Origin of the sequence: Agrobacterium sp. T29, from assembly GCF_006970545.1 — a bacterium.
Lineage (GTDB): Bacteria > Pseudomonadota > Alphaproteobacteria > Rhizobiales > Rhizobiaceae > Agrobacterium > Agrobacterium leguminum.
The window spans coordinates 2,034,831-2,061,565 of sequence record NZ_CP040641.1 but is presented as its reverse complement, the minus strand read 5'-3'; the positions used below and the strand labels follow the sequence as shown (position 1 = coordinate 2,061,565).

Here is a 26,735-nt window from a genome sequence, read left to right as displayed (position 1 = left end):
AACGGGCCGAAGGATCATGAAATGGCGCTGCAGAAAAATACCCGTGAGAATCCCGGAAAACCGGCCTTCCTCTCCAATTTTTCAGCAACAATATCCTGCTGGCTGTCTCCTCGGATCGGGATTATGCGTATAATATCGGTGAGGACCAGAGAAGGATTATGCTTTCATGGGTAATTTTGTGCTGCGAGATTTGATCGATCAGGGACCCGGCATGCGAACGGTCTCGCTGCCGCGCGGCCGCCAGACGCTGCACACCATGCCGACCAGCAGCGGTTATGAAATCCGCCGTGGCGGCAATTACGACTGGGACGGGCGCAAACGCGGCCAGACGCCGTTCACCGTGCTGCAATATTGCATCGCCGGACAGGGCAACCTGCGTTACGAGAACCGCCATTATGTGGTGAGGCCGGGCGAAACCCTGCTGCTGCTCATACCGCACAATCACCGCTACTGGCTGGAAGAAGGCAGAGAATGGGAGTTCTTCTGGATTTCCATGAATGGCGAGGAAGCCCTGCGCATTCACCGCAATATCCTCTCCGTCACCGGCCCGATCCTCAAACTCCAGCCCGAGACGGTGGATCATCTCGCGGAATGCTGCTCACGCCTCGTCAATGGCGCGGAAACGCCAGGCGCCGCCTCAGCCGTCGCTTATGAGGCGGCGATGACGCTTTATGACGATGTCTTCGGTTCCCATCCTTCTTTCGGCGGCGAATATCGCACCATGCAGCAGGTGCTGAGCTACATAGACAGCCATCTCGGCGAACGGCTTTCGGTCAGCGACCTTGCGGCGGTGGCAGGCCTCAGCCGCGCGCATTTTTCCCGCATCTTCGCAGCAAGCGAAGGCCTTTCGCCAGCGGAATTCGTGCTGCAGCGACGCCTGCGGCGGGCGGCGAAGCTTCTGACCTCGGCGGCCAACCTTCCCATCAAGGAAGTGTCGGTGCTGTGCGGTTTCGAGGATCCGAACTATTTCTCCAAGGTCTTTCGCAGACTCTACGGCACCAATCCGAGCGAATTCCGCACCACCGGCATGTATGCGAGCGTGCGGCAAGGCTGAACGACAAAACGACTTCGTTTTGACATGTTTCAGGCGATTAAGGATGGGCGTTGCGCCCTTTTTGGAGACCCGCCGAGGTGAAGAGCATAATCCGGACGATCCTCGTCTTTCCGCTTCGGGCGATCATCGTTTTCGCCCTGATCCTCGACGGCATTTTCCGCCCGCTCTACCGGCCCGTCATCAGGGCCATATCCGGGCTGACATTCATCAAGCGACTGGAAAGCCGGATCGCGCGATTGCCGCGTCTTGCCATTCTCCTTTGCCTTGCGGTGCCCTTCGCCATCGCGGAACCCATGAAGATCATCGGTCTCGTCCTCATTGCCCATGGCGCCGTCAAGGTGGGGCTGGTTCTGACGGTCTTTGCCCATCTCGCGACATTCCTGATCGTCGAGCGCATTTATCACGCTGGACGGGAAAAGCTCCTCACCTATCCCTGGCTCGCATGGATCATGCGCTATGTGCGTTTCGCGCGGTCGTTTTACGATCGCTTCAAACTTGCGGCACTGAACTGGGTCAGGCTCCGGCTTCTTGCGTAATAGAGGCAGAGCGCTCCGTCACCGTTTGCGGCGCAGCCTTTTCAGGAGATATTCCGCAAGGGCAGTTAACTGCAAGGCAACGAGAATAATGACGATACCGACCACCACACGGGCCTCCGGCACCTCGTCAAACAGGAAATATCCAACAGCGGTCACGAACAGGATCGATAAATAGCCAACGGGTGCAAGGACACTGGCATCGGCAATGCGATAGGCCCGCAGGAAGCAATATTGCCCCAGTTGCGCCAGCAGGCCGATGGCGAGCAACGGCCCCCAGTCGAGCGGCGCGACCGGCTTCCATGTCCAGATCGCCGGAACGGCGGTGATGAGGGCAAGGCCGACCGTATAGAACACCATCATCACCGTGGTGTTTTCCTGCCGCAGCGCCCGGGTCTGGATCACCGCAAGAGCACCAAACACCACCGAGACGAGGACAACCAGCACCCCCGCATTGAATGCCGCGCCGCCCGGCCCGATGACGATCAGAACGCCGACAAAGGCCAGACACGCCCCCGCCCAGCGATATCGGCTCACTTTTTCTCCCAAAATGGCAACGGCCATCGCCATCGTCACCAACGGCCGCGAAAAACCGACAGCGTTGACGGTGGCAAGCGGCAGAAGGGTGATGGCGATAAAATTGCTGGTGAGCGCAATGGCGTTACAGCAGATCCGGAAAATATTGCGCCAGGGATATCGGACACGCACCATTTCCATTCGGTGCCGCCAGATGAGGGGCAGAATGAAGAGCAGACCGATCATCGCCCTTATGAAGACGAGCTGGAAAGCTGGATAGGTAACGCCCTGCGCCTTGACGAGCGCGGTCATTCCACCCGAAACGAGGGCCATATCCATAAGCAGCCAGCCAATGCCCGCGCGGGCATTGGCGTCGCGCGGATTTTCCAGACTTTCGCTCTTTCCGTCGCCATTCACGCCGGCTGCACAAGGTTGGCTATGAGGCGGAAGGCCCCCGGCACAAGCTTGTCCATCTGGTGATGCAGCACGAGGCTTGTATGGGTGTGACGGCCCTTGCCTATGATACCGGAGACCAGCGCGCCCTTGAGCGGCTGCTCATCGACATCATGCATCGCAAGTAACGGCTCGTAGACATCATCCCAGCGTGAGGCGAAATAGAGTCCGCGTTCCTTGTCCCACCCTGCCCAGTCGGCGGCATCGATCCTGTTGGGGCCGACAAGCAACGGATGTTCGGGCGTCAGCACCGTCACCTCCGCCCGCGGGTCGGTCACCCGCCAGCGCAAGGAAGGCTTGCCGACCTCAAGCCGCCTCACAGGCGTCGTCTCCGGGTTCCATCCATCGGTCGGCCGATGATAGAGCGTGACGAGATGGCCGCCATCTTCAACGAAACGATGAAGCTTTTCTGTTGCCGCAGCCAGATCCCTGCGGATGCCGAAAGCAAAGATGCCGATAACGATCGTCGTGAAGGACGACAGGTCGCCGCCAAACGCCTGAGCATCGAGTTCGGTGACATCGAGGCCCATGCGCGAAAGCCAGAGACCCACCCTGTCGGCGCCGCCACCGACATAACCGACGCGCGCGCCCTCGGGCAGTTTGAGGTCCAGTGACAGGATTTTCAAAACGGAAGGCGCCAGAAACCTTGCCCTGCCGATATGCGGATAAGCGATGGGCGTGATCTGGAAAGCCGGTTGCGAACCGACAAGCGCTTCGATCTGGGCAAGGCCCGCCTTCGCATCGCCAGTACGTTCGGCAATCCAGTCGCCACCGCGCTTGCGCAGGTTCCAGCCGCCCGTATTCCTGAACGACAGCGGCGCATCGGCACCCTTTATATGCGCCTGAAAGACATGGGCGTCCTGCCCCTGTCCAAGCGGCACCAGAAGGGCATCGGGCGCTATCGTCAGCGACTGCGCGGGCGTCACGAAAAACGGCTCCTCCAGATCGAAGGCGGCCGAGACCTTTCTGCCTCCAACCGTTGCGGAAAGTAACACAGAGGCATGGCCATTGCCGCCTAAGGCTTTCCAGTCGGGCTGGTAAAGCCCCGAAACAGCAGCATCCTGATCGGCGGCGAGCGAAAAAACCAGCGTCTCACCACGCGACTGAACGGACGACGAGACACCCGATGGAAGGACCGGCGTGACCTCGACATCAAATTCAGCCACCTTGTCTGAAAGCTCCACGGAAAGAAACGATGTCCCGCCCGGAACGATCTCCGCCGGCTCGGCATAGGCCCGCTCGAAAACATCGAGCGCCGTCAGGATAGCGGCGTCGACCTGCGCCCGCTTGCGCGCGATCCGATGCCCGTGCAGCTCCCTGAAATCCGCAGCTGCGGCCTCGTCAACCATCTGCAAAAGAGCCGCCGCCGCAAGAAGTGACGCCGTGATCCGCTGCCTGTCGGGAAATACCGCGATTGCTTCGGTTATTGCCTGTTCGGCCTTGACCAGCGCCTTTGCCAGTCCGGCATCCAGCCCCGGAAAAGTCGCAAGGTCGGTGAGTGAAGACGGCAACCTGTCGAGGATCGAGCTTTCCTCTCCACTGACGGCATCCGAGAGTTCGAGATGCAGCGGCCAGACCTCCTGCGCCCGCTGCGGCCAATGCCCCATTCCCTGCGAGGCGTGATAATAACGCGACCATTCGCCGATGCGGTCATATTGCGCACCGGTGGCCTGCTCCCTGCCCGGAACATTGATCGTCAGCGTCGTTTCCGGCGGCGGCACTTCGTCATCATAGGTATCGCCACCGCCCGACCAGGCGGGAAGATAGAACTTCGCTACTTTCCAAGGTCTCAACCCCTCGGCGAAATGCTCGGGATAGGCGGCGGGATCGGCCGCGAGCGCGATGGCGCTCTTTGCCGCCCGCGTCATGGCGCGGTGGTGCCCGTGCTGTCCCGGCACGTCGAGAAAGGTCGGAATGACGATATCCGGACGTTCCTTGCGGTAGGCGCGCACCAGCCGCTCGACGATGCGTTGCTGCCCCCAGCGGTTAAAGGTCTGGTCGCCATCCTTGGAAAAACCGAAGTCGTGGATGACATCCGCCGGGCCATGGCCGAGCCAGCTGATATCAGCATCGATGACGCGAGCGGCCTCCTCCAGCTCGCGCGACCGGATGACGCCAAGCGCGCCGAGCCGCTCAGGCCCCAGCGCATTCTGCCCGCCCTCGCCACGCGTCGAGCAGGCGATGATGATCCGCATGCCGAGTTCCATGCGGAAATAGGCCAGAAGTCCGTTCTGCTCGTCGTCCGGGTGTGCGCCAGTATGCATAACGGTGACGGTTGATTTCAGCGCGCTCAGCTTGCGGTGCAGGCGGACGAGCCACGGATCGGCCATCTGCCGTTCGATGCGCTCCCGGGGGTTAAGCATGGGCGGTCTCCTCCAATATTCAGCCGGGTGCCTGCGCTGCGGCTCCCATGGATGTCTCGAGTTTTGGCGTGACGATGTCGAACAGCGGCAAGGCGGCGGCACCGAGTGCGGCGGTCAATTGGCCGGACTTGCCGTGGATGACACGCGGCAGTTCCCGCTGCCGTCGGCTCGCGACCGAGGTTGGCAAAGGCCCCATCCGCGCAATGATTTCGCTGATGACGATTTCAGGCAGCGCACCGCCGAGAATGACCGTCTGGGGATCGAGAATATTCTCGAGCATGGCAACCATGGGCGCCAGATGGGCGGCGGCATCCTCGATCCATTCCATCACCACTGGATTGCCCGCTTTGAACAGGGCTTCCAGATCGTCAAGCTCCGTATCCACGACACCGGCGCAGACAAGTTTTTCCTTCAGCACGTAAACCGAGGCATAGGCTTCGAGGCAACCTCTCTGCCCGCAGGAGGGGCAAGGCCTTCCCTTCGGCGAGACGGTCACATGCCCGATTTCGCCGGCATTTCCAAACGCGCCGCGATAGGGCGATCCGTCCTGAATGATGCCGAGGCCGATACCGACGCCGAAATAGATCATGCAGAAATTCGGGATGGCCAGCCCCGCACCGAACAGCCGTTCCCCGACCGCTGCGGCCGTCGCATCGTTCTCCACCACGACCTGCTGACCGCAGGCTTCCCCCAGCATCTGCCGGGCATCGATGCCACCCCAGCCGGAAAGCGTCGTCGGTCCGACGGAAGTCATGCCGTCGATCTCGAAGGGACCGGGCATGACAACCCCGGTGCCGAGCAGCCTGCAGCCGAGATTTTTCGCAACAGCGGCATGTTCGGCGGCAAAGGTCTTGAATATGGCGTCCGGCGTCGTGTCCTTGAGGGGAGTAACACGATGGGTACGCAACACGCCGGCAAGATCGAGACCGACGGTGACCATATGGTCGGCGGCGATTTCCACACCGATAGTCGCCCCGCCATCCGGGTTAACGGCGAACTGGATCGGCGGCTGGCCCCTGCCGGTGCGGCGGCGGCCGAGTTCCTTCAGCAATTCCTCGCCCATCAACTCGTCGACGATATTGGCGACCGCCTGCGGTGTCAGATGTGTGATCTTGGCGATCTGGGCGCGACCGAGCGACCCGTGCCGCCGGACGATGTCGAGCACGACTCGCCTGTTGTGTTCGCGGCTCCGCTCAGGATTTTTTCCGATTGCTACGGGATAAGCGTCCACCGTGTGCACCGTCATCTCTTCAACTTCCCGTCTCTTGGAAAATTCATAGCGTCGAATTGACGATAAGCGCAATATAATAATTCAAGTAAATTATCTTATTGACAAATGCGTGCCTTCAGAGAACCGTAGAGAGCGACCGGGGGTCAGGCTTGCATGGGGCGGAAGAGGAAACTCCGCTGCCGGCAAATCGATGAGCGCGCGCGAAAGCGCGGATAAAGGGAACGATCGCTCCGCATCCGGAAGACCGGACGGAGGAAATGGAGGCTTACATGCGCAGGGCAACTCTGTTCGCCGGCTTGGTCGCCGGTTTCAGCACATTCGCATTCAACGCCGCGCAGGCGGTTGAAATCGAATATTGGCAATATGTCTTCGATACACGCGTGAAGGCCATGGACGAGCTGATCGCGGAATTCCAGAAGGCCAATCCTGATATCACCGTCAAGCAGGTGACCTTCCCCTACGCCGATTACCAGACGCGCGTCATCGCCGCCAATCTTTCCGGCAAAGGCCCGGACGTGATGCAGCTCTTCTACGGCTGGCTGGATAAATTCGCAGCCGGCGGCATCTTGCAACCGTTGCCGACCGATGCTTTCCCGCATGACAAGATTGAAAGTGAATTTTTCCCCATCGTCAGCGCCATGAAGCGCGGCGACGATTATTACGGCCTGCCGACGGCGGTTCGCTCGCTGGCGCTCTTCTACAACAAGAAGCTCTTCACCGAAGCCGGCCTCGATCCCGCCAATCCGCCGAAAACGCTGGATGAGTTTGTTGCCGCTGCGGAAAAGATCGCCAAGCACGATGCCGCCGGAAACCTCACCGTTGCCGGCTCCACGCTCGACATGGGCGGACAGGACCATCAATGGTGGCGTGAGGTTCTCGTCCGCCAGTTCGGCGGCGAGCCCTACACCGACAACGACCAGAAGGTCGCCTATAACAGCGAAGCAGGCGTTCAGGCCCTGAAGTTCTATACGAGCCTGCAGCTTGAGAAGAAGATAGGTCAGGTGGGCTTCATGGATGAAGGCCAGGCCGCCTTCCGCGCCGGCAAGGCGGGCATGACCATCGACGGCACGTTCCGTCTGGGATCCTTCAGGACCATCAAGGATTTCGAGTGGGGCGTGACCGAGCTTCCCACCAATGACAAGAATATCCGCTCCAACTATGCCAGCTATTTCGCAAACGGCATCAGCGCCAAGACGAGCGGCGAGGAACTGGAAGCCTCCAAGAAATTCCTTGCTTACATCTCCTCGCCGGAAGCCATGGCGATCTGGCTGAAGACTGTCGGCGAGCTGCCGGCGCGGCGCGCAGCGGCACTGACCGAAGAGAACCTGAAGGACCCGGTCTACGCGCCCTTCCTGAAGGGCCTCGAATACGCCCATACCACCCTGTTCAAGGACGAAGCCGCCCAGCGGCAGAATGCCATCGACATGACGAACCGGATCTTGCTCGAGGGCCAGTCCGTCGAGGATTCCGTGAAGCAGGCCGCCGAGGCCGAGCAGGAAATCATCGACGCGGCGAAACCTTAAAACCCGCAGGTCCGACATGACAGCGATCGATCAACAGCGGGCGGCATCCGGCCGCCCCGGCGGCTCCTTCGGAGATCGCCTTTCCATGCGCACGAAACGGCTCTTGTGGATCTGGAGCTTTCTGGCGATCCCGATCCTGTTTTACAGCGTCATTCGTTTTTACCCGACGCTGCAGGCCTTCTGGCTGTCCTTCACCAACTGGGATTTGCTGCGACCGGCCAAGTTCATCGGCATCGCCAATTATGTGAAGCTGTTCAAGGACCCGCAATTCTGGAAGGTCTTCAGGAACACCTTCACCTATCTCATCATCGGCACGCCGATCAGCCTCGTTCTGGCTTTCGTCATCGCCTTTTATCTCGACCGGGTACGCATCCTGCACGGCTTCATCCGCGCGCTCTATTTCCTGCCCTATCTGACGACGGCCGCCGCGATGGCCTGGGTCTGGCGCTGGTTTTATCAGCCGCCGCCCATCGGCATCATCAACGACGTGCTCGGGCTTCTCGGCATTCCGCAGCAACCTTTCATCCGCTCCACCGATCAGGCGCTTTATTCGATCATGATAACCGCCATCTGGGCGGGCCTCGGTTTCCAGATCATCATCTTCATGGCCGGCCTGCGCTCCATTCCGACAACGTTTTATGAAGCAGCGCGCATCGACGGCCTCGGCGAATGGGCGATCCTGCGCAAGATCACGCTGCCGCTTTTGAAACCCACCACCGTTTTCCTTGTCGTGTTTTCCTCCATCGGCTTCCTGCGCATTTTCGACCAGGTCTACAACATGACCACCAATGATCCGGGCGGACCGCTCGGCTCTACCAAGCCGCTGGTGCTGATGATCTACCAGACCGCGTTCAATTCCTATGCGATGGGTTATGCCGCCGCGCAGACGGTCGTTCTTTTCACCATTCTTCTCGTCGTATCGCTGATCCAGCTCTGGGTCCTGAGGGAAAAGAAATGAGCGAAGCGCCGCCACTCTCCCACGCCCGCATCCGCCCCGGCCGCGTCGTCGCCTGGACAATATTGTTTATCGGCGGTCTCATCATGGTCTCACCGCTGCTCTTCATGTTCTCGACGTCGTTCAAGACGGCTGACCAGGTCTATGATCTCAGGCTCATTCCGGCTGCACCGACGCTCGCAAACTACATCACCGTCATGGCAGACGGCCGTTTTCTGCGCTGGTTCTTCAACTCGATGCTGGTAGCGGTCATCGTCACCGTGTCCAACTGCTTCTTCGACAGTCTGGTCGGTTATACGCTGGCGAAATTCGAGTTCCGTGGTCGATACTTCATCTTCCTCGCAATCCTCTCGACGCTGATGATCCCGACCGAAATGCTGGTAATTCCGTGGTATCTGATGTCCAGCCAGCTCGGCTGGCTCGACAGCTACTGGGGCATCATGTTCCCCGGCATGATGACGGCTTTCGGCACCTTCCTGATGAAGCAGTTCTTCGAGACGGTTCCGAACGACTTCATCGAGGCCGCACGCGTCGACGGTCTGAACGAGTTCCAGATCTGGTGGAAAGTCGCCCTGCCGCTGGTGACGCCGGCGCTTTCCGCATTGGCGATCTTCACCTTCCTCGGCAACTGGACGGCATTTTTCTGGCCGCTGATCGTCACGACAAGCAAGGAGCTTTACACGCTGCCGGTCGGGCTTTCGAGCTTTGCGGTGGAGCAGCAGATCCAGTGGGAAATGATCATGACGGGCGCTGCCATTGCGACCATTCCCACCCTTATCGTCTTCATCGTCCTGCAACGCTACATCGTTCGCGGTGTGATGCTGGCGGGTCTGAAAGGATAATATCATGGCCGATATGAACCCGCGCCAGTCGGATACCAGCAAGTTTCCCGACCCCGTCTACAAGGAAACCGTGCTGCGCCCGCTGTTCGACGGCGCCAAGAACCACCATGTGGACGGTTTCCGCCGCATCGACCGCGCTCATCTCGTCATGCTTCGGGAAACCGGCATTCTCGATGCGGACACGGCGGCGAAGATCGCCGGCGCGCTCGAAGACATCGACAGGACCATCGAGCCATCGGAGCTGGTCTATACCGGCGAGGTCGAGGATTTTTTCTTCCTGATCGAAAAGGAACTGAAAGCCCGCATCGGCGTCGATGTCGCCGGCCGCCTGCACACGGCCCGTTCGCGCAACGACATCGACCACACGCTGTTCAAGATCGGCCTCAAGGACAAGATCGATACGCTCACTGCCAAGGCGCGCGTGCTGCTGAAAGCCCTGATCGATGCCGCCGAGCGTAATCAATCCACCCTGATCGTGGCCTATACGCATGGGCAGCCCGCCCAACCCACCACCTTCGGCCATTACCTCTCGGCCGCCATCGAGGTGTTGATCAGGGATATTGACCGCTTCGCGGAGGCCCGCCGTATCGTCGATCTTTCGCCGATGGGGGCTGCTGCCATCACCACCTCGGGTTTCCCCATTGATCGCGCGCGTGTCGCCGAATTGCTGGGCTTTGCCGCACCCTTACGCAATTCCTATTCCTGCATCGCCGCCGTCGACTATACGACGGCAACCTATAGCGCGATCGAACTGATGTTCCTGCATCTCGGCCGGCTCATTCAGGACTTCCAGTTCTGGACAAGCTTCGAAGTCGGGCAGATCTACGTGCCGAATTCGCTGGTGCAGATTTCCTCCATCATGCCGCAGAAGCGCAACCCGGTGCCGATCGAACATCTGCGCCACCTCGCCAGCCAGACATTCGGCCGGGCGCGGACCGTACTTGACGTGATGCACAACACGCCCTTCACCGACATGAATGACAGCGAGGGCGAGACCCAGGGCATGGGTTACGAAGCTTTCACTTCTGCCGGCCGGGTGCTCGATCTCCTCGCCAGCCTCGTCGGCAAGATCAGCATCGACCCGGAAAGGGTCGAGCAGAATATTCGCCGTTCCTGCATCACCATCACGGAACTGGCGGATTCGCTCGTCCGTATTGAGGACCTGTCTTTCCGACAGGCCCATGAAATTGCCGCAACCGTCGCCAGAAGCGTCGTCGTGCTGAAGGGCGATCTGCCGAATGACGGTTACCAGCCGTTCCGCAAGGCCTTCCATGAGCTGACAGGGCGCGACACCGGCATTGACGAGGAGAAGTTCAGGCAGATCGTTTCGCCGGAGCACTTCGTCGCCGTTCGCAGCCGCTTTGGCGGCCCTGCCCCCGAACCGATGCGGGAGGCGATTGCGGCCTATCGCGGCAAGCTCGGTGCGTTTGAGGCCGAAGCACAACGATCCGCCGACTACGAAGCGGCGAAAGCCGCCGAGCTGGCAGAGAAATTTACCGCCCTGACGGGAGCGCGATAATGGCGACAATCGAACTCAATCAACTGGTAAAGCGCTACGGCAAGGTGGAGGCGGTCAAGGGCATCGACCTTGCCATTGAAGACGGCGAGTTCGTGGTTTTCGTCGGACCCTCCGGCTGCGGCAAATCCACCACGCTGCGCATGATCGCCGGGTTGGAGGAGATTTCCGACGGCACGCTGAAAATCGCCGGAAATGTCGTCAACGAGAAAGAGCCGAAACAACGCAACATCGCCATGGTCTTCCAGAACTATGCGATCTACCCGCATATGACGGTTCGCCAGAATATCGGCTTCGGGCTCTACACATCGAAGCTCGACAAGGCGGAAAAGAACCGCCGCATCGAAGAGGCCGGGCGGGTGCTGGGGCTGGAGGCACTGCTGGACCGTCGGCCCGCGGCTTTATCCGGTGGTCAGCGGCAGCGTGTCGCCATCGGCCGCGCCATGGTGCGCGATCCCGCAGCCTTTCTTTTCGATGAGCCTCTCTCCAATCTCGACGCGCAACTGAGATCGCAGATGCGCATTGAAATCAAGCGCTTGCACCAGCGTCTTAAGACAACTACCGTATACGTGACCCACGATCAGGTGGAAGCCATGACCATGGCGGACCGTATCGTGGTTATGAAGGACGGTCATATCCTGCAGGTTGGCACGCCTTCGGAACTTTACGAGACGCCTGTGGATGTCTTCACCGCGCGTTTCATCGGCAGCCCCTCGATGAACCTGTTGCGCGGCACCAGAACGACGAACAGCGTCGCGCCGTCGACCACGGGCGAGCTGCTGATCGGCATTCGCCCCCATGATCTGCTTGTTGGAGAAGCCGATGCCACCCGGAACGCCTTCTCGCTTGAGGGAACGGTAACGGCGGTGGAGCCGCTCGGCCCGGAAACGCTGGTCCATCTGGATACGGCAACCACCTCCGTAATCGCAACAGCAAGGGGCAAATCCATTCCCGCCGTCGGCAGCCAGCTGCAATGCCGGGCGGAAACGGGCGCGCTTTACCTTTTCGACGCCAAAACGGAAAAGCTTCTGGGCCGCGCATGATGACAACGGAAAAATCAGCCGTCATCAGCATCGGCCGGATCTATTGCGACCTCATTTTCACCGGGCTTGACGAATTGCCGGTGCTCGGCCGGGAACTGTTTGCCAGCGACATGGAAATCGCCGCCGGCGGCGGAGCTTTCATCGCCGCCGCCCATTTCGCCCATATCGGCCGCCCGGCCGCGCTGCTGGCAAGGCTCGGCACCGACACCTTCTCACGCGCCATCGGCGAAAAAATGCGGCAGAGCGGTGTGGACCTGCAATTTCTGGAACATTCGGCGGATGCGGGGCCGCAGGTCACCGTTGCGACGGTGGTTGGTCATGACCGCGCATTCCTGACGCGCCGCGCCGGCGCCGCCCGGCCATCCACCCTCGATGCCGCTTTTAGCTGGCAAAAGGCCCGCCATCTGCATATCGCCGAATTCGCCACGCTGCACGAAATCCCCGATCTCATCTCCCGCGCCAAGGATAGTGGACTGTCCGTCTCACTCGATCCGAGCTGGGATGCTTCGCTGATCTATGACAAGGGTCTGCTCAGGGCCTGTGCCGGCGTCGACGTGTTTTTGCCCAACCTCGAAGAAGCCGAAGCGATCACGGGCCATGCGAACCCTGAAGCCGCTCTCACCGCTTTGTCCGGGGCGTTTCCGGTCGTGGCCCTGAAGGGCGGCGCGCAGGGCGCCTGGGTCTCCTCGCGAGCGGGTTTCCATCACGCGGCGGCGAAAAAAGTCCCGGTGGTCGATACGACCGGTGCGGGCGATGCCTTCAATGCCGGCTTCATCGATGCATGGCTGCGGCGAGAGGAAGAGACGCTCTGCCTTGAGGCCGGTGTTGCAGCCGGAAGCCTTGCCGTGCAGGCGGCAGGCGGCGCTCCCAAGGTGCGCACGCCCTGATCCGCCCTGCCCCCTTCATTCCCCGCGCGGATAACGCTGGTTTTCCTCCAGCACGTTGAGGTCCATGTGGTTGCGCATATAGCGCTCGGAGGCTTTCTGCAAAGGCTGGTAATCCCACGGATAATAGGCGCCATTACGCAGCGCCTTGTAGACCACCCAGCGCCGCGCCTGACTTTCGCGAACGGCAGCGTCGAACAGCGGCAATTGCCAACGCCGGCCAATCTCGGCGGAAAGCGATGAGAGAACGTCGCTGAAAGCGGGATCGCCAGCAAGGTTCGTGCGTTCCTCGGGGTCCGCCTCGATATCATAGAGCAACGGCGGATCGGCCTCGCAGACCGACAGCTTGTAGCGGCCGTCGCGAAGGGCGACGAGCGGTGCTATCGAGCCTTCGGCGGCATATTCCATCGGCACCGGGCCGCGCTCGCCAGTTCCCGCCGCCAGCGCCGCCAGATCTTCACCATCCGTCCAGCGTTTGAGCGAGGTGATATCGAGCCCCGCCAGACCGCAGAGCGTCGGCGTCACATCGAGCGTTGAGACCGGCGTGTCGATCAGGGCCGGCTGCCAGCCAGGCGCGGCGATCATCAAGGGCACGCGGGCGGAACCCTCGAAGAAGCACATCTTGAACCACAGCCCGCGCTCGCCCAGCATGTCGCCATGGTCGGACAGGAAGAGGATGATCGTATCCTCCTCCATCCGCGTCGCCTTCAGAACCTCGAGGATTTCGCCGATCTTTTCGTCAATATAGGAGATATTGGCGAAGTAACCGCGCCGTGCGCGGCGTATCTGCTCGCTTGTTATCTCGAACGCCTCATGATCGCAGGCTTCCAGCAACCGTTTCGAATGCGGATCCTGTTCATCGAAGGCAATCGCCGGTGTCTGCGGATCAAGCGCCGGGCAGTCCTCGTAAAGATCCCAGAATTTCCGCCGCGCCACATAGGGGTCGTGCGGGTGGGTGAAGCTGACCGTCAGGCACCACGGCCGGTCATCGAGGCGGCGCGACAGATCGTAGAGCTTGCGGGTGGCGTGATAGGCGACCTCGTCGTCATATTCCATCTGGTTGGTGATTTCGGCGACGCCCGCACCGGTGACCGAACCGAGATTGTGATACCACCAGTCGATGCGCTCACCCGGCTTGGTATAATCAGGCGTCCAGCCGAAATCCGCGGGATAGATATCCGTCGTCAGGCGCTCCTCGAAGCCATGCAGCTGGTCGGGCCCGACGAAATGCATCTTGCCTGAAAGGCCGGTGTAATAACCCGCCGCTCGCAGATGATGGGCATAGGTCGGGATATCGGAAGCGAATTCGGCGGCGTTGTCGTAAACCCGCGTGCGGCTCGGCAATTGCCCGGACATGAAGGAGGCGCGGGCGGGCGCGCAGAGCGGGCTTGCCGTATAGGTGTTGGCGAAGCGGACGGACCGCTTCGCCAGTGTTTTAAGATGGGGTGCGTGGAGAAAATCGGCCGGGCCGTCGGGAAAAAACGTCCCGTTGAACTGGTCGGCCATCAGGATCAGAATATTGGGACGCGGCATTTCCACTTTCCGATTTTAGAGGCCAAGCTTGCCTTTGACGGCGTCCGCACCCGGCTTGCCGTCCAGCGTGGTGACACCATGCAGCCAGCCATCCAGCGCTTTCGGATTGGCCTTCAGCCATGCCGTCGCCGCCACTTTTGAATCCTCGCCACCGAGAATGGAGCCCATCAAGGTATTTTCCATGCCGATATCGAATTTCAGGTTTTTGAACAGCGTCGCCGCATTCGGGCATTGCTGCGGCCAGCCGGTGCGGGCGAGCGTATAGACTTCCGCGCCGCCGAAATTCGGGCCGAAATAGGCGTCACCGCCGGAGAGATAAGCAATATCGATCTTCTCATTCATCGGATGCGGCGCCCAGGCGAGGAAGACCACGGCCTTCTTGTCCCTGCCCGCCCGTTCCACCTGCGCCAGCATGGCCTGCTCACCGGATTCGACGAGCTGCCAGCCTTTCAGGCCGAAATCATTGGCGTCGATGATCTTCTGGATATTCTGGTTGGCCGGTGCACCCGGCTCGATGCCATAAATCTTGCTTTCGAACTCATCGGCATGTTTGGCCAGATCGGCGAAATCCTTGACACCCTTTTCCGCCATATAGGCCGGTACTGCCAATGTGAACTTGGCGCCCTCGAGGTTCTTCGTCATCACCTCGGCCGCCTTGGCAGCATTCAGATCGTCCACGAAGGATTTCTGCGCCGGCATCCAGTTGCCAAGGAAAACGTCGATTTCGCCGTTTTTCATGGCCTGATAGCCGATCGGTACCGACAGTGTCTTGACGTCGGCTTCATAACCCAAGGCATCGAGCAAAACGGAAGCGACGCCATTGGTGGCGGTGATATCGGTCCAGCCGGGATCGCTGAGGCGGATCGTCTTGCAGGCCGCGTCATCGGCCGCCTGAAGCGGGGTGGAGAAGGCCACCACGGACAGAAAGAGACCGGCGGCGATGCGATGCAGATGAGAAATGGTTTTCATTGCGGCTCCCCTTTTATCAATCCAATTTATTGAACACCACGTTGCTTTTGCCTGTGAAGCGGGTATTTTTCGATAGTTGATATAAGGAATTTTAATGTCAGACAGGCCGCTCGATCTGGGATGGATGCGTATTTTCACCGAGGTTGCCCGCCGCGGCAGCCTGACGGCGGCGGCTGCATCCCTGCGGCTGACGCAGCCGGCCGTCAGCTATCAGATTCGCCGGCTGGAGGAGGAACTGGGTGTGGCGCTCGTTCAGCGCAGACATCGCGGCATCGAACTGACGACGGAGGGTCAGAGGCTGTTCGAGATCGTCTCGCGCAATGTCGACGCCATTGACCTTCTCGCGCAGCAGCTTCGCCGGACGGAGGAACGGCAGACCATCCGTCTGCACACGGACTATGCCTTCTCGTCCCTGTGGCTCATCCCGCGCATGCACGGCTTTCGCGCGCTCAATCCGGATATCAATATCCAGATCGTCGCCACGCAGGACCCGCTCGGCCAGGGCAAACACGACAGCGACGTGATGATTATTTTCGGCACGCGGCAGGAAGCGGGCGACGGGGCCGTGCTGCTCCTCTCGGAAAAGGTCACACCGGTCTGCTCGCCGGCGCTGCTGGCCGAGACACCGGCGCCCGCAACCGTTGCGGATTTTTCGCGACGGAAGCTCATCCACCTCGAAAACACCTCGCAGGCGCACTGGTTCGACTGGCCTGCCTATTTCAAGCATTTCGGCGTGCAGAGAATGGCCGACCACGATGGCGGCGACATCAGCTTCAACAATTACACTATGGTGGTGCAGGCAACCATTGGCGAGCAGGGTTTCGCGCTCGGCTGGGCCGGGCTGGTCGATCCGTTGCTGGAGGCCGGCGTGCTGGTGACGGCCGGCCCAAGCCTCGACGCACCGGGGCGCGGCTACTGGCTGATGCGACCGAAAAGCAGCGATAGCGCGGTGAGAAAACTCACCGGCTGGCTGATCGACGAGCGGCGATGACGCCGCCCGCCAGCGCTATTGGTTCAGATCGGATAATGCAGCGGCCCGTCCTGCAGCGTGACCCAGCGTAGCTCGGTGAATTCCGCAATGCCCGCCGTGCCGCCAAAACGGCCGTAACCGGAGGCCTTGACGCCGCCGAAAGGCATCTGCGCCTCATCGTGAACGGTCGGGCCGTTGATGTGGCAAATGCCGCTTTCAATGCGCGCCGCAATCGAAAGCGCCCGTGCCTGATCCCTGCCGAAAATCGCGGCGGAGAGGCCGAACTCGGTTTCGTTGGCGATGCTCACCGCCTCATCGATGCTGCCGGCCCGGATGATGGAGACGACGGGACCGAAGCTTTCCTCGGCGTAAAGCCGCATGGCGGGCGTGACGCCATCGACGGCGATCGCATCCACCATCGTGCCATTGCCGCCGCCGCCCGCGACCAGCCGCGCGCCCTTTGAAACGGCGTCATCCACCAGCGCCCGAATGCGCGATGTCGCTTCGGCGCTAACCAGCGAGCCGAGCGGTGTTTTGCCCTCACGCGGATCGCCGGCCGTGAGGCTCGAAGCTTTTCTGGCGAAGGCCTCCACAAATGCATCGGCGACACTGTCGAGCACGATGATGCGCTCCGTCGACATGCAGATCTGGCCCTGGTTCATATAGGCGCCGAAGGCAGCAGCCGCGACAGCCGCATCGATATCGGCATCGTCGAGCACGATGAACGGCGCCTTGCCGCCAAGCTCCAGCAAAGCGGGTTTCAGATAACGGCCGGCCGTTTCGGCAATCACGCGGCCGACGCGGGTCGAGCCGGTGAAATTCACGCGTCTGACGGCGGGATGCGCGATCAGCGTATCGACGATCTTTGCGGCATCTTCCGGCGCGTTGGAGACGGCGTTGAGCACGCCCTTCGGCAGACCCGCCGAAGCGACCGCCTCGATGATCAGTGCATGGGTGCGCGGGCAAAGTTCCGAGGTCTTCATGACAACCGTGTTACCGCAGGCAAGCGGCGTGGCGATGGAGCGCACGCCGAGAATGACCGGCGCATTCCACGGCGCGATGGACAGCACAACGCCCGCCGGCTGACGCAGCGCCATCGCCATGGTTCCGGGACGGTTGGAGGGAATGATCTCGCCCTTGATCTGGGTCGTCAGGCTTGCCGCCTCCACCAGCATGTCGCTCGCCAGTTTGACGTTGAACCCGGCCCAGGCATCGGTCGCGCCGATTTCTTCCTTCATCGCCTGGGTGATATCAGGCCCGGCGGCGAGAAGCGCCTGCGCGGCAGCCAGGAGCAGGCGGCGGCGTTCACCGGGCGGGGTTGCCGACCAGACGGGAAAGGCCGCGGCCGCGGCATCGGCCGCACGGGTAGCGTCCTCCACCGTTGCAGCCGCCGCGCTGGTCGCCACATCGCCGGTGATGGGGTTGCTGCGTTCGAAGCGCTTGCCGCTTGCGGCCGGGCAATGATCGCCGCCGATGAAAAGATTGACTGTCTGCATGGTCTTCCTCCTGAATTCAGACAATGGCGGCGGTGGTACCGCCAAGAAACGCCCGTTGCACGGCGGGATCAGCGGACAGGGCCTCAGCCGTGCCTGCCCCGACAATCCGCCCTGCTTCCAGCAAATATCCGCGATCGGCAAGCGCGAGGCTTTCGCGCACATTCTGCTCCACGAGCAGAATGGAAAGGCCACTCTTCTTGATCTCCGCCAGGGCGGCAAAAAGCTCCTGCGTGACGATGGGCGCAAGGCCAAGGCTCGGCTCGTCCAGCAGCAGATAATCGGGTGCCGACATCAGCGCCCTGCCGATGGCGACCATCTGCTGCTCGCCGCCGGACATGGTGCCGGCAAGCTGCTGCCGCCGCTCCGCAAGGCGCGGAAACAGCGAGAAAATATGCTCTCGTGTCGCTTTTTCCGCTGAACGGGCATGGCGGGGATTGGCCCCGAGACGGAGATTGTCCTCCACCGTCAACGCCGCGAAAATCCCGCGTCCCTCCGGCACCAGCGCCACGCCCCGTTCCACGATCTGATGGGCGGGGACAGCGGCAAGCGACGCGCCGTTGACGCGCACGTCTCCAGAGGCGGGAGCCACCATGCCGCCGACCGCTTTCAGCAGTGATGACTTGCCAGCGCCATTGGCGCCGAGCAGCACCACCGTTTCGCCCTTGGCAACATTGAGCGATATGCCGTCAACCGCGAGATGTTTGCCGTAACGGATTGTCAGTGCATCTATTTCAAGCATGTGCCGCTCCCAGATAGGCGGAAATGACCTGCGGATCGTCAAGCACCGATGCCGTCGGCCCATCGGCGATCTTGCAACCGGCCGCCATGACAACGGAGCGCGGGCAGAGTGCGCGCACGGCAGCCATGATATGTTCCACCAGCAGGATCGTCGTACCCTCCGATGCCAGCCGCCGGATCAGCGCTATTCCTTCCTGCAGTTCCGTGGGGTTGAGGCCAGCGAGCCACTCGTCAAGAAGCAGAAGCTTCGGTTCGCCCGCCAGCGCACGCGCCAGTTCAAGCCGTTTCTGATCGATATAGGTGAGATCGCCAGCCGGCAGGGTCTCCCGCCCGGCAAGACCTATTCTTTCGAGGCAGGCCCGCGCGACCTTCTCCGCCTCGAGGCGGGACAGGCGTTGCGGCCCGAACATGGCCGATACGGCAACGTTTTCAAGCAAGGAAAGCGACGGCAAAAGCCGCACGAGCTGGAAGGTGCGCGCCACGCCGGCGCGCGCAATCACATCCGGCCGTCTGCCGGCAATCTCCTGCCCTTTGAGCCGGATCGACCCTTCAGTGGGCTTCAGTGCTCCGGAGATCAGGTTCATCAGCGTCGTCTTGCCGGAACCGTTCGGGCCGAGCAGCCCGACGACCTCGCCGGCTTCGATGGTGAGGCCAAGACCATCCACCGCCTTCAGCCCGCCGAAGGTCTTGCGGATATCGGTGATTTCGAGAACGGCGCTCATGCGGCTTTCTCCTTTTTGCGCAGCTTCTCCAGCGCCGGCAGCACGCCATCCGGCAGAACAAAGACGATGAGGATGAAGAGAGCGCCGAGAATGATGGAAAAATGGTTGGGGAAATTGGCGCCCAGCCACTCGAACAGCAGGAACAGCGGCACCGCACCGAGAATGGGTCCCCAGCGGCGTGTGGCTCCGCCAAGCAACGCCATGATGACGGTGAGGAACGATACCTGCGGATTAAAGACGATGGCCGGCTCGATATAGACCCAGCGCGGGGCCTGAATGGCGCCGACAAGCGTGATGATCGTGGCGGAAAGTACGAAGAGCGTCAGCTTGGTGCGGGCGAGATTGATGCCCGCATGAGCGGCAACGACCTCGTCGTCACCGATTGCCTTCAACGCCAGTCCGAGCTTGCTGCGGTCGATCAGGATCGCCAGCAGAAGGGTGATGACAGCCAGCGCCAACAATTGCCAGAGCACATGCTGCGGCTCCAGCGGCAGGAAGATATAGCGCCCGAGCGTGCCGGTCACATTCACCTCATACCAGGTGATGAGCTGGCGGATGAGTTCAGCAAGACCGAAGGAAAAGATCACGAAATAAATGCCCGCGACGCGCAGTGTGGAAAGCCCGACGACAAGCGCCAGCGCCGCGCCGACAAGGGCCGCGCACAGGAGCACGAGCGGCCATGGCAAAACCTCGCTCAGCACCGCGACCGTATAGGCCCCGACACCGAAGAAGGCGACGGTGGCGAGCGAAATATAACGGGTCGGACCGGAAAACATCGCCCAGGCGGAGGCGAGCGTCGCATAGCCCAGCAGGCCGATGATGACGCCGACACCATAGGCATCGAAAAAGAAGGGGGAAAGCGCCAGCAGCACGGCTGCGGCAAGGCCGATGAGAAGCGGGATCATTTGCCCCTCCTTGCGAAAATGCCTTCCGGACGCCAGAGCAGCACCACGAGGAAAAGCAGATAGGTGGCGGCAAGCGTGAGGCCGGGATCGACATAAACAAGCACGAAGGTTTCCACGAGGCCGAGCAGCAGCCCAGCCACCAGCGCGCCAAGCAGATTGCCGACACCGCCCATGATGACGACAACAAGCGCCTTCATGGTGAAGACCACGCCATAGGAGGCGGAAAAGGTCTGATACATCGAGATCATCACTCCACCCGCCACGGCGAGTGCGCCGCCAAGGGCAAAGCCGATTGAGGCCACGCGGTTCACATCGATGCCGACCAGCGGCGCAGATTTGGGCGCAAGCGCCACCGCCCGCAGGTTGAGCCCCCAGCGGCTGTGGGTGAGCGCGAGATAAAGCCCGCCGCCGATTGCGACCGACAGGATGAACGACAAAAGCCGGTTCAGCGCCACGGTCGTGCCGAAGATGTCGACGCCATCCGAGAGATAGGAATAGGAATGGTAGTTGCCGCCGAACGCCACGAGCATGATGCCCTGGATAACGAAGAGCAGCCCGAAGGTCGCCAGAATGGAATCGACTTCCAGACGGCCGGAGCCACCCGAACGGCGCACCAGCGGCCGCATCATGACCCGGTAGATCACGAAAGAGAGGGCGTAACCGAGCGGCACGATGATGAACAGCGACCAGAGCGGCGACAGGCCATAGGCGGAAAACAGCACGAAGGTGATGAAGGCAGCCGCAATCAGCACTTCGCCATAGGCAAGGTTCATGATGCGGGCGATGCCATATTGCAGCGAAAGTCCAAGCGCGATCAGCGCATAGGTCCCTCCCAGCATCAAACCGAAGATGAGGGTGGATAAAAACAAGGGAGTATCTCCAGTATGGAACATGGCCGAAGGCCTCCGGCCGGGGTTCATGGCCCCGGCCGGCAAAGGCTCACCATTGCGGCTTCGGAACGACCGGCTTTGCCGCGCCTGAACGGTCTGCCGGTGCAATCGCCACAAAGCGGTCACCCTGCCATTGCCCCGCCCACCAGAGCTGCCGAAGCTGATTGTCCTCAAGCTTGACCGGGCCGATGACGGTGTCGAAGCTTCCCGTCGAAAGTTCATTTGCCACCGCCGCCTTGTCGAGGCCAACGCGTTGAACGGACTGGGCCAGCATTTCAAGGCTCGCATAGGTGATGGCGCTTGCCCAGCTGTCCGGCTTGGTGCCGATGAAGGCTTCGTGGCGTTTGAAATAATCCTCGATCTTGTCGCTGCTGCCATCGACGCCGCCGATGCTGATCACGCCCTCCTGCTTGCCATCGGAGACCTTCGGGAAGATGGGGAAAGCACCGCCGACGCCGACATAAAGGACCTTCGGGTTGAACTTCGCCGTCTGCGCCTGTTTCGTCACCGCAAAACTATCGGGCGGATACGAAAAGGCGATGAAGCTGTCCGCGCCGCTCGCCGCCGCCTCGTTCACCAGTGCGGCGAAATCGGAAGTGCCGACCGGATAGGTCTTGTCATAGGCAAGCGTAAAACCAGCTTCCTTCAGCGCCGGCCGCGCGGCCTTGATGAGATCGATGCCAAAACCGTCAGCCACGGAAATCACCGCGACCTTGTCGTTGATCTGGCCGGCATCGCGCGCAGCTTTCAGGACGTCGGCAAGCGCATTGGCATAATCATGGCCGCCGCCGAGCATCCAGAAGCTCTTTTTCCAGCGCGCCGCGAAATCCGGCGCCTTGTCGGTCACGCCGGTAACCGCAAGCTGCGGATAACCGAAACGGTCGTAAAGCGGCGCAACGGCCAGATTGAAACCCGTGCCCCAGGGCGGCAGAATGAAATCGACCTTGTCCTGGCTGGCCAGACGCTCGGTGAACCGCACCGCATCCTCGGCCAAAGAGCGGTCGTCATATTCCACCACTTCCACCGGCAGGCGCTTGCCATCCGGCAAAGTGAGGCCGCCGGCATCGTTGACCTCCTTCACCCATAATTTGTAGTTCGGAATGGTGGTGATGCCAGCCCCCGTGGCGTTGGCGCCGCTTTTGGAAACGGCATAACCGATCTTCACCGAGGTGCGGTCCTGCGCATTGGCGTGACCGAAAGATACCGCCGACAGGGCAGCACCGGAGAGCAGGCAGAACAGCGTTCTGCGCTTCAGATTATTCATGATGTTCCTCCCAAAGCGCCTTATCGGGGTTGCCGTTCTCCTCAAGGCTTTCCCCTGCGCTGATCAAAGTTTAGCAATGACAGCCGCATATAAAATGCACTAATGTAGCGCATTATTGTACTTTTGGAGGCCGAATGCCGCTGCACAGCCAGATTGCCGGCAATCGCGTGGAGATCACGGCGCGCACCCTCGCCTCGACGCTGCGCATATCCGAATTCCGGCTGGAATCGGATAGCGCCCATCTGCTTCTCCTTTCCGCCGGGGAAGCGGAGATCATACTGGGTGAAAAGACGCTGCCTGTCCCGGCACCGGGGCTTGTCTGGCTGCCCATCGGCCCCGCCGGCCGCCTGCGGCTGGCTGCCGGAAGCCGTGGATCGCTGCTGGGGACGACGGAAATCGGGCTCGCCCATGCGATGCCGACCGGCACGAGCGCAAGCGCCGTGCGCAATATATTGCAGCGTGTTCTGACGCAGGCGCCGGCAGAGAAGGACCGGCAGGAACTGGCGGGTTATCTCGAGACCATCGCCAGCGAAAATGTCCGCGCGACAACCGGTTCGGACACGATTATCGCCAGCCTGCTCTCCGTCACGCTCATTCGCATCTGCCAGCACGCCATCGCCGATATTGCCGCAGCCGTCTCCACGCCCGGCAGCCTTACCGAACGCTTCGTCCTGCTGGTGAGCCAGCACAAGCGCGACCAATGGGGCGTGGACGATTATGCTAGATATATGAGTGTCAGCCGCGAACGGCTGGGATTTGCGGTGCGCAAGGCCACTGGGCTTTCGCCGCAGGCCTATATTCACCGGGAACTGCTCTCCGAAGCGCGTGACCTTCTTCTGAACTCATCGCTGCAAGTCGCTGAAATCGCGTTCCGATTGGGATTTCAGGACCCCGGCTACTTCAATCGCTTCTTCACCCGCAACGAGGGCACGTCTCCCGGCCGTTTCAGGAGAACGGCAACGCGAATGCAGAACGTGCCACCACCATCCTATGCGGCCTGGCCGTGACGTCTTGGCATAAGGATGTAATGTCCATGGCCTATCGCAATCATTGCGGTCCGGCCACCTTCTGTGCGGTCTGACCGGCGGGGACAAGAGTACGCAGGAGAAGGACATCAAAGCCGCGAAGCAGATTGCGGCGCAATGGAGTGATGATGATGATTGAGAAGTTTACGAACTTTGATCCCGCCGAACACCTCAAGAGCGATGAAGCCATTGAGGTGTTTCTGGAGGATGCGTTCGCAACCAATGATGCGGCATACATAGCAAATGCGCTTGGTGTTATCGCGCGCGCAAAGGGTATGACGCAGGTAGCGCGTGAAACCGGACTTGCCAGAGAGCATCTTTACAAATCGCTCAGCGAGGCTGGGAATCCCACGTTAGAAACAACGATAGCCGTCCTCAACTCCCTGGGCTTTCAGCTCACCAGCAAACACAAGGCGGCATGATCAGCGCCTGACGTCATCAGCCACCGTCCGGTGCCGCCCGATCGGCAGCATCATCGGCTTGCCAGAGGTCGGATCCTTGATGACCCGGCTTTCGATGCCGAAGACGTGGCGGACATTCTCCTCCGTCAATACTTCCTCCGGTGTGCCGAAGACTTGCAGCTTCCCGTCCCTCATGGCGACGAGATGATCGGCATAACGGGCTGCGAGATTGAGGTCGTGCAACACCATGACGATGGTGGTCTCCCAGGCGTGGTTGAGATCGGTCAGAAGATCCAGCACCTCGACCTGGTGGCTGATATCGAGGAAGGTGGTCGGTTCATCCAGCAGCAATATGTCTGTCTGCTGGGCGAGCGCCATGGCGATCCAGACGCGTTGCCGCTGGCCGCCGGAAAGCTCGTCCACCGGTCGCTCGGCCAGTTCCACCGTATCGGTGGCGACAAGGGCTGCGGCAACGGCCTCGTCGTCCTGTCTCGACCAGCGGGCGAACAGGCCGTGATGCGGGTGCCGGCCACGGCTGACGAGATCGGCAACCACGATGCCCTCCGGCGCTATCGGCGATTGCGGCAAAAGGCCCATGCGCCGTGCGAGGTCCCGCGAGGGAAGACGATGGATCGATTTTCCATCGAGCAGAACCTGACCGGCGCGCGGCGCAATGAGCCGCGACATGCTGCGCAGCAGGGTGGACTTGCCGCAGGCATTGGCGCCGACGATGACGGTGATCTTCCCGCGCGGAACGGTGAGATCCAGCCCCTCGATGATGAGGTTTTCGCCATAGCCGGCCGACAGGCCGTTCACGGAAAGGGAGTGACCGGTCATAACGAGCCTCCGCTGCGGTTGACCCGCACGATAAGGTAAATCAGATAGGGCGCACCGAGCGCACCCGTAACGACGCCGACCGGGTAACGGCCCGGCAACAGGAACTGACCGCAATAATCGCCAACCAGCACCAGCGCCGCCCCAACCAGCGCCGCAGGAAGGAGCAGCGAGCCGTTGCTGCCGACGATGCGCGCCGCAATCGGCCCGGAGAGGAAAGCGACAAAAGCGATCGGACCCGAGACCGCCGTTGCAAAGGCGATCATGCCCACGGCGGCGATGATGACGATGATGCGCGTTCGCCCCACCCTCACACCAAGCGCTGCTGCGGTGTCGTCACCCAATCTCAACGCTTCCAGATCGCGCGCACGGCTGAGGAGCAGGCCGCCGAAAAGGATGAGAGCGATGAGGAGCGGCAGCAACTGGGCGATTTTCGCGCCGTTGACGCTGCCGGTCAGCCAGCGCATCGCCTCCTGCAACGTCCATGCCGGCGCAACGGAGAGAATATAGGCGATGAAGCTTTCCAGCATGGCTGAAACGCCGATGCCGACGAGGATCAGCCGCGTTCCGGCCACGCCGTTGCGGAAGGACAGGAGATAGACGAGAAGTGCAACGCCAAGACCGGCCACGACGGCGAAGACCGAGACCAGCGGCCCGTTCATCTGCAGGACGACGATGGCGAAAACGGCTGCCGCACTCGCCCCGGAACTGATGCCGATAATATCGGGGCTGGCGAGCGGGTTGCGCAGCATGATCTGGAAGGCGACGCCGCCAAGCCCGAAGCTCAGGCCTGCCAGAATTGAAAGCAGCGCGCGCGGCAGGCGCAACTGCCCGACGGTGAAGGTGACGCCGGCGATGTCCTCCCCCAGCAGAACGCGAATGACATCGCCAAGCGGCGTGAAGGATTGCCCGAGCATCAGCGTTGTTGCGAAAGCGGCAATCAGAAGCGCCGACAGGGCAGCGATGACAAGGCGACGCCGGCGCTGGCGGGCATGGCGATTGAAGACGAGATTTTCGATGACGGGAGCGTATATGGTCACAATTCGCGCACCCTCTGGCGTCTGACAATCCAGATGAAGAAAGGCGCGCCGACAAGGGCGGTGACGATGCCGACATCGAGTTCCGACGGCCGCGCCACGATGCGCCCGACAATATCGGCGGCAAGCAGCAGGCACGCCCCGCCAAGCGCCGAGAACGGCAGAAGCCAGCGATTGTCCACCCCGACGAGCAGACGGCAGAGATGCGGCACCACAAGCCCGACAAAACCGATTGGCCCGCAAATGGCGGTGGCTGCGCCGCAGAGCAGAATGGCGCCGAAGGAGGCTACGGCTCGGGCGACGGCAACATTCTCGCCAAGCCCGGCCGCGAGTTCGTCTCCGAGCGCCAGAGAATTCAGCTTGCGCGCCGAAAGCAGGCTGACGATGAAGCCGGCGGCCAGAAAGGGCAGCACGGTCTCGATGCGCTCGAAAGTCGCCCCGCCGACGCCGCCGATCTGCCAGGAGCGGATTCCGCCGGCAATATCGCTGCGCGGCAGAACGACGGCGATGACGAGCGAGGAAAAGGCGACGGAGGTGGCAGCGCCCGCAAGTGCGAGTTTGAGCGGGGTCGCCCCGCCTCGGCCTAGCGAGCCGACAACATAAACGAAAACCGCTGATACCCCCGCCCCGGCAATTGCGACCATGATGAAGGCCTGAGCCGAGGCGATGCCGAACCAGACAATGCCGATGACGACGGCGAGCGACGCCCCCATGTTCACACCGAGAATGCCGGGATCGGCAAGCGGATTGCGCGTGACACCCTGCATGATGGCCCCGGCCAGCCCGAGTGCGGCCCCGGAAAGCAGGGCAAGCAGCGTGCGCGGCAGGCGTACGGCGACGGCCGCCTCTGCAACCGTCTCGACGCGGCCGCTGAGCCCACCAACAATATCCGCAAAAGAGACGTCACGCGTGCCGATCGCGATGGACAGCGCACAAAGCAGTGCGAGAAGCGCCAGCACCGCGCCGAGCCAAGCCGTTCGCACGCGGTTGGAGCGGCCGGCGAGCAGCACGGCCGTTGCTTTGCCGGGTCCAGACATC

General features: G+C 61.4%; 25 protein-coding genes. 11 read left to right on the top strand and 14 right to left on the bottom strand.

Translation table 11 applies throughout. The annotated features are described in order from the left end of the window. The first annotated feature begins 166 nt into the window (after nucleotides 1–166). The gene (locus FGF54_RS24475) at nucleotides 167–1,054 is read left to right on the top strand and encodes an AraC family transcriptional regulator (protein WP_142781467.1); all 888 of its coding nucleotides are present in this window, start codon (nucleotides 167–169) and stop codon (nucleotides 1,052–1,054) included. Nucleotides 1,055–1,131: 77 nt separating this feature from the next. Then, nucleotides 1,132–1,590 (top strand): hypothetical protein, encoded by a 459-nt coding sequence (locus FGF54_RS24470; RefSeq protein WP_142781466.1) that lies wholly within the window; start codon nucleotides 1,132–1,134, stop codon nucleotides 1,588–1,590. Between the two features lie 18 nt (nucleotides 1,591–1,608). Here FGF54_RS24470 and FGF54_RS24465 read toward each other — a convergent pair whose 3' ends face one another. The 3 genes from FGF54_RS24465 to FGF54_RS24455 are packed head-to-tail and all read right to left on the bottom strand — an operon-like array spanning nucleotide 1,609 to nucleotide 6,165. After that, complete coding sequence (locus FGF54_RS24465) at nucleotides 1,609–2,520, bottom strand: DMT family transporter (RefSeq protein ID WP_142781465.1); 912 nt, start codon at nucleotides 2,518–2,520, stop codon at nucleotides 1,609–1,611. Further along, nucleotides 2,517–4,919, bottom strand: coding sequence for a PIG-L family deacetylase (locus FGF54_RS24460; protein ID WP_142781464.1), 2,403 nt, complete (start codon nucleotides 4,917–4,919; stop codon nucleotides 2,517–2,519). Before FGF54_RS24460 ends, FGF54_RS24465 begins: the two co-directional genes overlap by 4 nt. Nucleotides 4,920–4,938: 19 nt before the next feature. Continuing rightward, entirely contained in the window at nucleotides 4,939–6,165 is a 1,227-nt protein-coding gene (locus tag FGF54_RS24455) for an ROK family transcriptional regulator (RefSeq protein WP_142781463.1), read from the bottom strand. 242 nt (nucleotides 6,166–6,407) lie between these two features. Between FGF54_RS24455 and FGF54_RS24450 the strand changes: the two genes are divergently transcribed. From FGF54_RS24450 to FGF54_RS24425, 6 genes are read left to right on the top strand one after another with little or no spacing between them, the layout of a single operon-like run. Next, nucleotides 6,408–7,673 (top strand): extracellular solute-binding protein, encoded by a 1,266-nt coding sequence (locus tag FGF54_RS24450; protein ID WP_142781462.1) that lies wholly within the window; start codon nucleotides 6,408–6,410, stop codon nucleotides 7,671–7,673. A 16-nt stretch (nucleotides 7,674–7,689) separates the two neighbouring features. Further along, complete coding sequence (locus FGF54_RS24445) at nucleotides 7,690–8,631, top strand: carbohydrate ABC transporter permease (protein ID WP_142781461.1); 942 nt, start codon at nucleotides 7,690–7,692, stop codon at nucleotides 8,629–8,631. Continuing rightward, a complete protein-coding gene (locus FGF54_RS24440) occupies nucleotides 8,628–9,470 on the top strand; it encodes a carbohydrate ABC transporter permease (protein ID WP_142781460.1) in 843 nt (280 codons plus the stop codon). The genes FGF54_RS24445 and FGF54_RS24440 overlap by 4 nt, the downstream gene beginning before the upstream one ends. Before the next feature lie 4 nt (nucleotides 9,471–9,474). Continuing rightward, nucleotides 9,475–10,989, top strand: a complete 1,515-nt coding sequence (gene argH / locus FGF54_RS24435; protein ID WP_142781459.1) for an argininosuccinate lyase — start codon at nucleotides 9,475–9,477, stop codon at nucleotides 10,987–10,989. Next, on the top strand, nucleotides 10,989–12,029 hold the full coding sequence (locus tag FGF54_RS24430; protein WP_142781458.1) for an ABC transporter ATP-binding protein: 1,041 nt from the start codon (nucleotides 10,989–10,991) through the stop codon (nucleotides 12,027–12,029). Before argH ends, FGF54_RS24430 begins: the two co-directional genes overlap by 1 nt. Beyond that, nucleotides 12,026–12,916 carry a carbohydrate kinase family protein gene (locus FGF54_RS24425; RefSeq protein ID WP_142781457.1) on the top strand — a complete coding sequence of 297 codons (891 nt, stop codon included), beginning with the start codon at nucleotides 12,026–12,028 and terminating at the stop codon, nucleotides 12,914–12,916. The genes FGF54_RS24430 and FGF54_RS24425 overlap by 4 nt, the downstream gene beginning before the upstream one ends. A gap of 15 nt (nucleotides 12,917–12,931) precedes the next feature. Here the strand turns inward: FGF54_RS24425 and betC are convergent, their stop codons facing one another. Together betC and FGF54_RS24415 are read right to left on the bottom strand one after the other, a co-directional pair. Next, nucleotides 12,932–14,446: a choline-sulfatase gene (gene betC / locus FGF54_RS24420; RefSeq protein WP_142781456.1), complete on the bottom strand. Its 1,515-nt coding sequence runs from the start codon at nucleotides 14,444–14,446 to the stop codon at nucleotides 12,932–12,934. A 15-nt stretch (nucleotides 14,447–14,461) separates the two neighbouring features. Further along, nucleotides 14,462–15,415, bottom strand: coding sequence for a choline ABC transporter substrate-binding protein (locus FGF54_RS24415; RefSeq protein WP_142781455.1), 954 nt, complete (start codon nucleotides 15,413–15,415; stop codon nucleotides 14,462–14,464). Nucleotides 15,416–15,509: 94 nt separating this feature from the next. Between FGF54_RS24415 and FGF54_RS24410 the strand changes: the two genes are divergently transcribed. Continuing rightward, nucleotides 15,510–16,406, top strand: coding sequence for a LysR family transcriptional regulator (locus tag FGF54_RS24410; RefSeq protein WP_142781454.1), 897 nt, complete (start codon nucleotides 15,510–15,512; stop codon nucleotides 16,404–16,406). Nucleotides 16,407–16,429: 23 nt separating this feature from the next. On the opposite strand, the gene FGF54_RS24405 is transcribed toward FGF54_RS24410, so the two are convergent. The 6 genes from FGF54_RS24405 to FGF54_RS24380 all read right to left on the bottom strand — a co-directional run bounded on the left by FGF54_RS24405 (nucleotide 16,430) and on the right by FGF54_RS24380 (nucleotide 22,400). After that, the gene (locus FGF54_RS24405; RefSeq protein WP_142781453.1) at nucleotides 16,430–17,881 is read right to left on the bottom strand and encodes an aldehyde dehydrogenase; all 1,452 of its coding nucleotides are present in this window, start codon (nucleotides 17,879–17,881) and stop codon (nucleotides 16,430–16,432) included. 16 nt (nucleotides 17,882–17,897) lie between these two features. Beyond that, nucleotides 17,898–18,620: an ABC transporter ATP-binding protein gene (locus FGF54_RS24400; protein ID WP_080840057.1), complete on the bottom strand. Its 723-nt coding sequence runs from the start codon at nucleotides 18,618–18,620 to the stop codon at nucleotides 17,898–17,900. Continuing rightward, nucleotides 18,613–19,341, bottom strand: coding sequence for an ABC transporter ATP-binding protein (locus tag FGF54_RS24395; protein ID WP_142781452.1), 729 nt, complete (start codon nucleotides 19,339–19,341; stop codon nucleotides 18,613–18,615). The genes FGF54_RS24400 and FGF54_RS24395 overlap by 8 nt, the downstream gene beginning before the upstream one ends. After that, nucleotides 19,338–20,246: a branched-chain amino acid ABC transporter permease gene (locus tag FGF54_RS24390; RefSeq protein ID WP_142781451.1), complete on the bottom strand. Its 909-nt coding sequence runs from the start codon at nucleotides 20,244–20,246 to the stop codon at nucleotides 19,338–19,340. Before FGF54_RS24390 ends, FGF54_RS24395 begins: the two co-directional genes overlap by 4 nt. After that, the gene (locus FGF54_RS24385; RefSeq protein WP_142781450.1) at nucleotides 20,243–21,115 is read right to left on the bottom strand and encodes a branched-chain amino acid ABC transporter permease; all 873 of its coding nucleotides are present in this window, start codon (nucleotides 21,113–21,115) and stop codon (nucleotides 20,243–20,245) included. Before FGF54_RS24385 ends, FGF54_RS24390 begins: the two co-directional genes overlap by 4 nt. Before the next feature lie 70 nt (nucleotides 21,116–21,185). Continuing rightward, on the bottom strand, nucleotides 21,186–22,400 hold the full coding sequence (locus tag FGF54_RS24380; RefSeq protein WP_142781449.1) for an amino acid ABC transporter substrate-binding protein: 1,215 nt from the start codon (nucleotides 22,398–22,400) through the stop codon (nucleotides 21,186–21,188). A 134-nt stretch (nucleotides 22,401–22,534) separates the two neighbouring features. Here FGF54_RS24380 and FGF54_RS24375 point away from each other — a divergent pair, with 134 nt between their 5' ends. Together FGF54_RS24375 and FGF54_RS24365 are read left to right on the top strand one after the other, a co-directional pair. Then, entirely contained in the window at nucleotides 22,535–23,407 is an 873-nt protein-coding gene (locus tag FGF54_RS24375; RefSeq protein WP_142781448.1) for a helix-turn-helix transcriptional regulator, read from the top strand. A 149-nt stretch (nucleotides 23,408–23,556) separates the two neighbouring features. After that, nucleotides 23,557–23,847 (top strand): addiction module antidote protein, encoded by a 291-nt coding sequence (locus tag FGF54_RS24365; protein ID WP_003521755.1) that lies wholly within the window; start codon nucleotides 23,557–23,559, stop codon nucleotides 23,845–23,847. On the opposite strand, the gene FGF54_RS24360 is transcribed toward FGF54_RS24365, so the two are convergent. Genes FGF54_RS24360 through FGF54_RS24350 form a run of 3 tightly spaced genes read right to left on the bottom strand, consistent with a single transcriptional unit; the run spans nucleotide 23,848 to nucleotide 26,734 of the window. Beyond that, nucleotides 23,848–24,663 (bottom strand): ABC transporter ATP-binding protein, encoded by an 816-nt coding sequence (locus FGF54_RS24360; protein WP_142781447.1) that lies wholly within the window; start codon nucleotides 24,661–24,663, stop codon nucleotides 23,848–23,850. Beyond that, nucleotides 24,660–25,700, bottom strand: coding sequence for an iron chelate uptake ABC transporter family permease subunit (locus FGF54_RS24355; RefSeq protein ID WP_142781446.1), 1,041 nt, complete (start codon nucleotides 25,698–25,700; stop codon nucleotides 24,660–24,662). The genes FGF54_RS24360 and FGF54_RS24355 overlap by 4 nt, the downstream gene beginning before the upstream one ends. Beyond that, a complete protein-coding gene (locus tag FGF54_RS24350) occupies nucleotides 25,697–26,734 on the bottom strand; it encodes a FecCD family ABC transporter permease (RefSeq protein ID WP_371734023.1) in 1,038 nt (345 codons plus the stop codon). Before FGF54_RS24350 ends, FGF54_RS24355 begins: the two co-directional genes overlap by 4 nt. Nucleotide 26,735: the final 1 nt, after the last annotated feature.

What these genes read in the sequence shown, in the direction of transcription:
- FGF54_RS24475 (WP_142781467.1), top strand. Translation starts at nt 167, where the DNA reads ATGGGTAATTTTGTGCTGCGAGATTTGATCGATCAGGGACCCGGCATG.
- FGF54_RS24460 (WP_142781464.1), bottom strand. Translation starts at nt 4,919, where the DNA reads ATGCTTAACCCCCGGGAGCGCATCGAACGGCAGATGGCCGATCCGTGG.
- FGF54_RS24455 (WP_142781463.1), bottom strand. Translation starts at nt 6,165, where the DNA reads ATGACGGTGCACACGGTGGACGCTTATCCCGTAGCAATCGGAAAAAAT.
- FGF54_RS24450 (WP_142781462.1), top strand. Translation starts at nt 6,408, where the DNA reads ATGGAGGCTTACATGCGCAGGGCAACTCTGTTCGCCGGCTTGGTCGCC.
- FGF54_RS24445 (WP_142781461.1), top strand. Translation starts at nt 7,690, where the DNA reads ATGACAGCGATCGATCAACAGCGGGCGGCATCCGGCCGCCCCGGCGGC.
- FGF54_RS24440 (WP_142781460.1), top strand. Translation starts at nt 8,628, where the DNA reads ATGAGCGAAGCGCCGCCACTCTCCCACGCCCGCATCCGCCCCGGCCGC.
- argH (WP_142781459.1), top strand. Translation starts at nt 9,475, where the DNA reads ATGGCCGATATGAACCCGCGCCAGTCGGATACCAGCAAGTTTCCCGAC.
- FGF54_RS24430 (WP_142781458.1), top strand. Translation starts at nt 10,989, where the DNA reads ATGGCGACAATCGAACTCAATCAACTGGTAAAGCGCTACGGCAAGGTG.
- FGF54_RS24425 (WP_142781457.1), top strand. Translation starts at nt 12,026, where the DNA reads ATGATGACAACGGAAAAATCAGCCGTCATCAGCATCGGCCGGATCTAT.
- betC (WP_142781456.1), bottom strand. Translation starts at nt 14,446, where the DNA reads ATGCCGCGTCCCAATATTCTGATCCTGATGGCCGACCAGTTCAACGGG.
- FGF54_RS24415 (WP_142781455.1), bottom strand. Translation starts at nt 15,415, where the DNA reads ATGAAAACCATTTCTCATCTGCATCGCATCGCCGCCGGTCTCTTTCTG.
- FGF54_RS24410 (WP_142781454.1), top strand. Translation starts at nt 15,510, where the DNA reads ATGTCAGACAGGCCGCTCGATCTGGGATGGATGCGTATTTTCACCGAG.
- FGF54_RS24405 (WP_142781453.1), bottom strand. Translation starts at nt 17,881, where the DNA reads ATGCAGACAGTCAATCTTTTCATCGGCGGCGATCATTGCCCGGCCGCA.
- FGF54_RS24400 (WP_080840057.1), bottom strand. Translation starts at nt 18,620, where the DNA reads ATGCTTGAAATAGATGCACTGACAATCCGTTACGGCAAACATCTCGCG.
- FGF54_RS24395 (WP_142781452.1), bottom strand. Translation starts at nt 19,341, where the DNA reads ATGAGCGCCGTTCTCGAAATCACCGATATCCGCAAGACCTTCGGCGGG.
- FGF54_RS24390 (WP_142781451.1), bottom strand. Translation starts at nt 20,246, where the DNA reads ATGATCCCGCTTCTCATCGGCCTTGCCGCAGCCGTGCTGCTGGCGCTT.
- FGF54_RS24380 (WP_142781449.1), bottom strand. Translation starts at nt 22,400, where the DNA reads ATGAATAATCTGAAGCGCAGAACGCTGTTCTGCCTGCTCTCCGGTGCT.
- FGF54_RS24375 (WP_142781448.1), top strand. Translation starts at nt 22,535, where the DNA reads ATGCCGCTGCACAGCCAGATTGCCGGCAATCGCGTGGAGATCACGGCG.
- FGF54_RS24365 (WP_003521755.1), top strand. Translation starts at nt 23,557, where the DNA reads ATGATTGAGAAGTTTACGAACTTTGATCCCGCCGAACACCTCAAGAGC.
- FGF54_RS24360 (WP_142781447.1), bottom strand. Translation starts at nt 24,663, where the DNA reads ATGACCGGTCACTCCCTTTCCGTGAACGGCCTGTCGGCCGGCTATGGC.
- FGF54_RS24350 (WP_371734023.1), bottom strand. Translation starts at nt 26,734, where the DNA reads ATGTCTGGACCCGGCAAAGCAACGGCCGTGCTGCTCGCCGGCCGCTCC.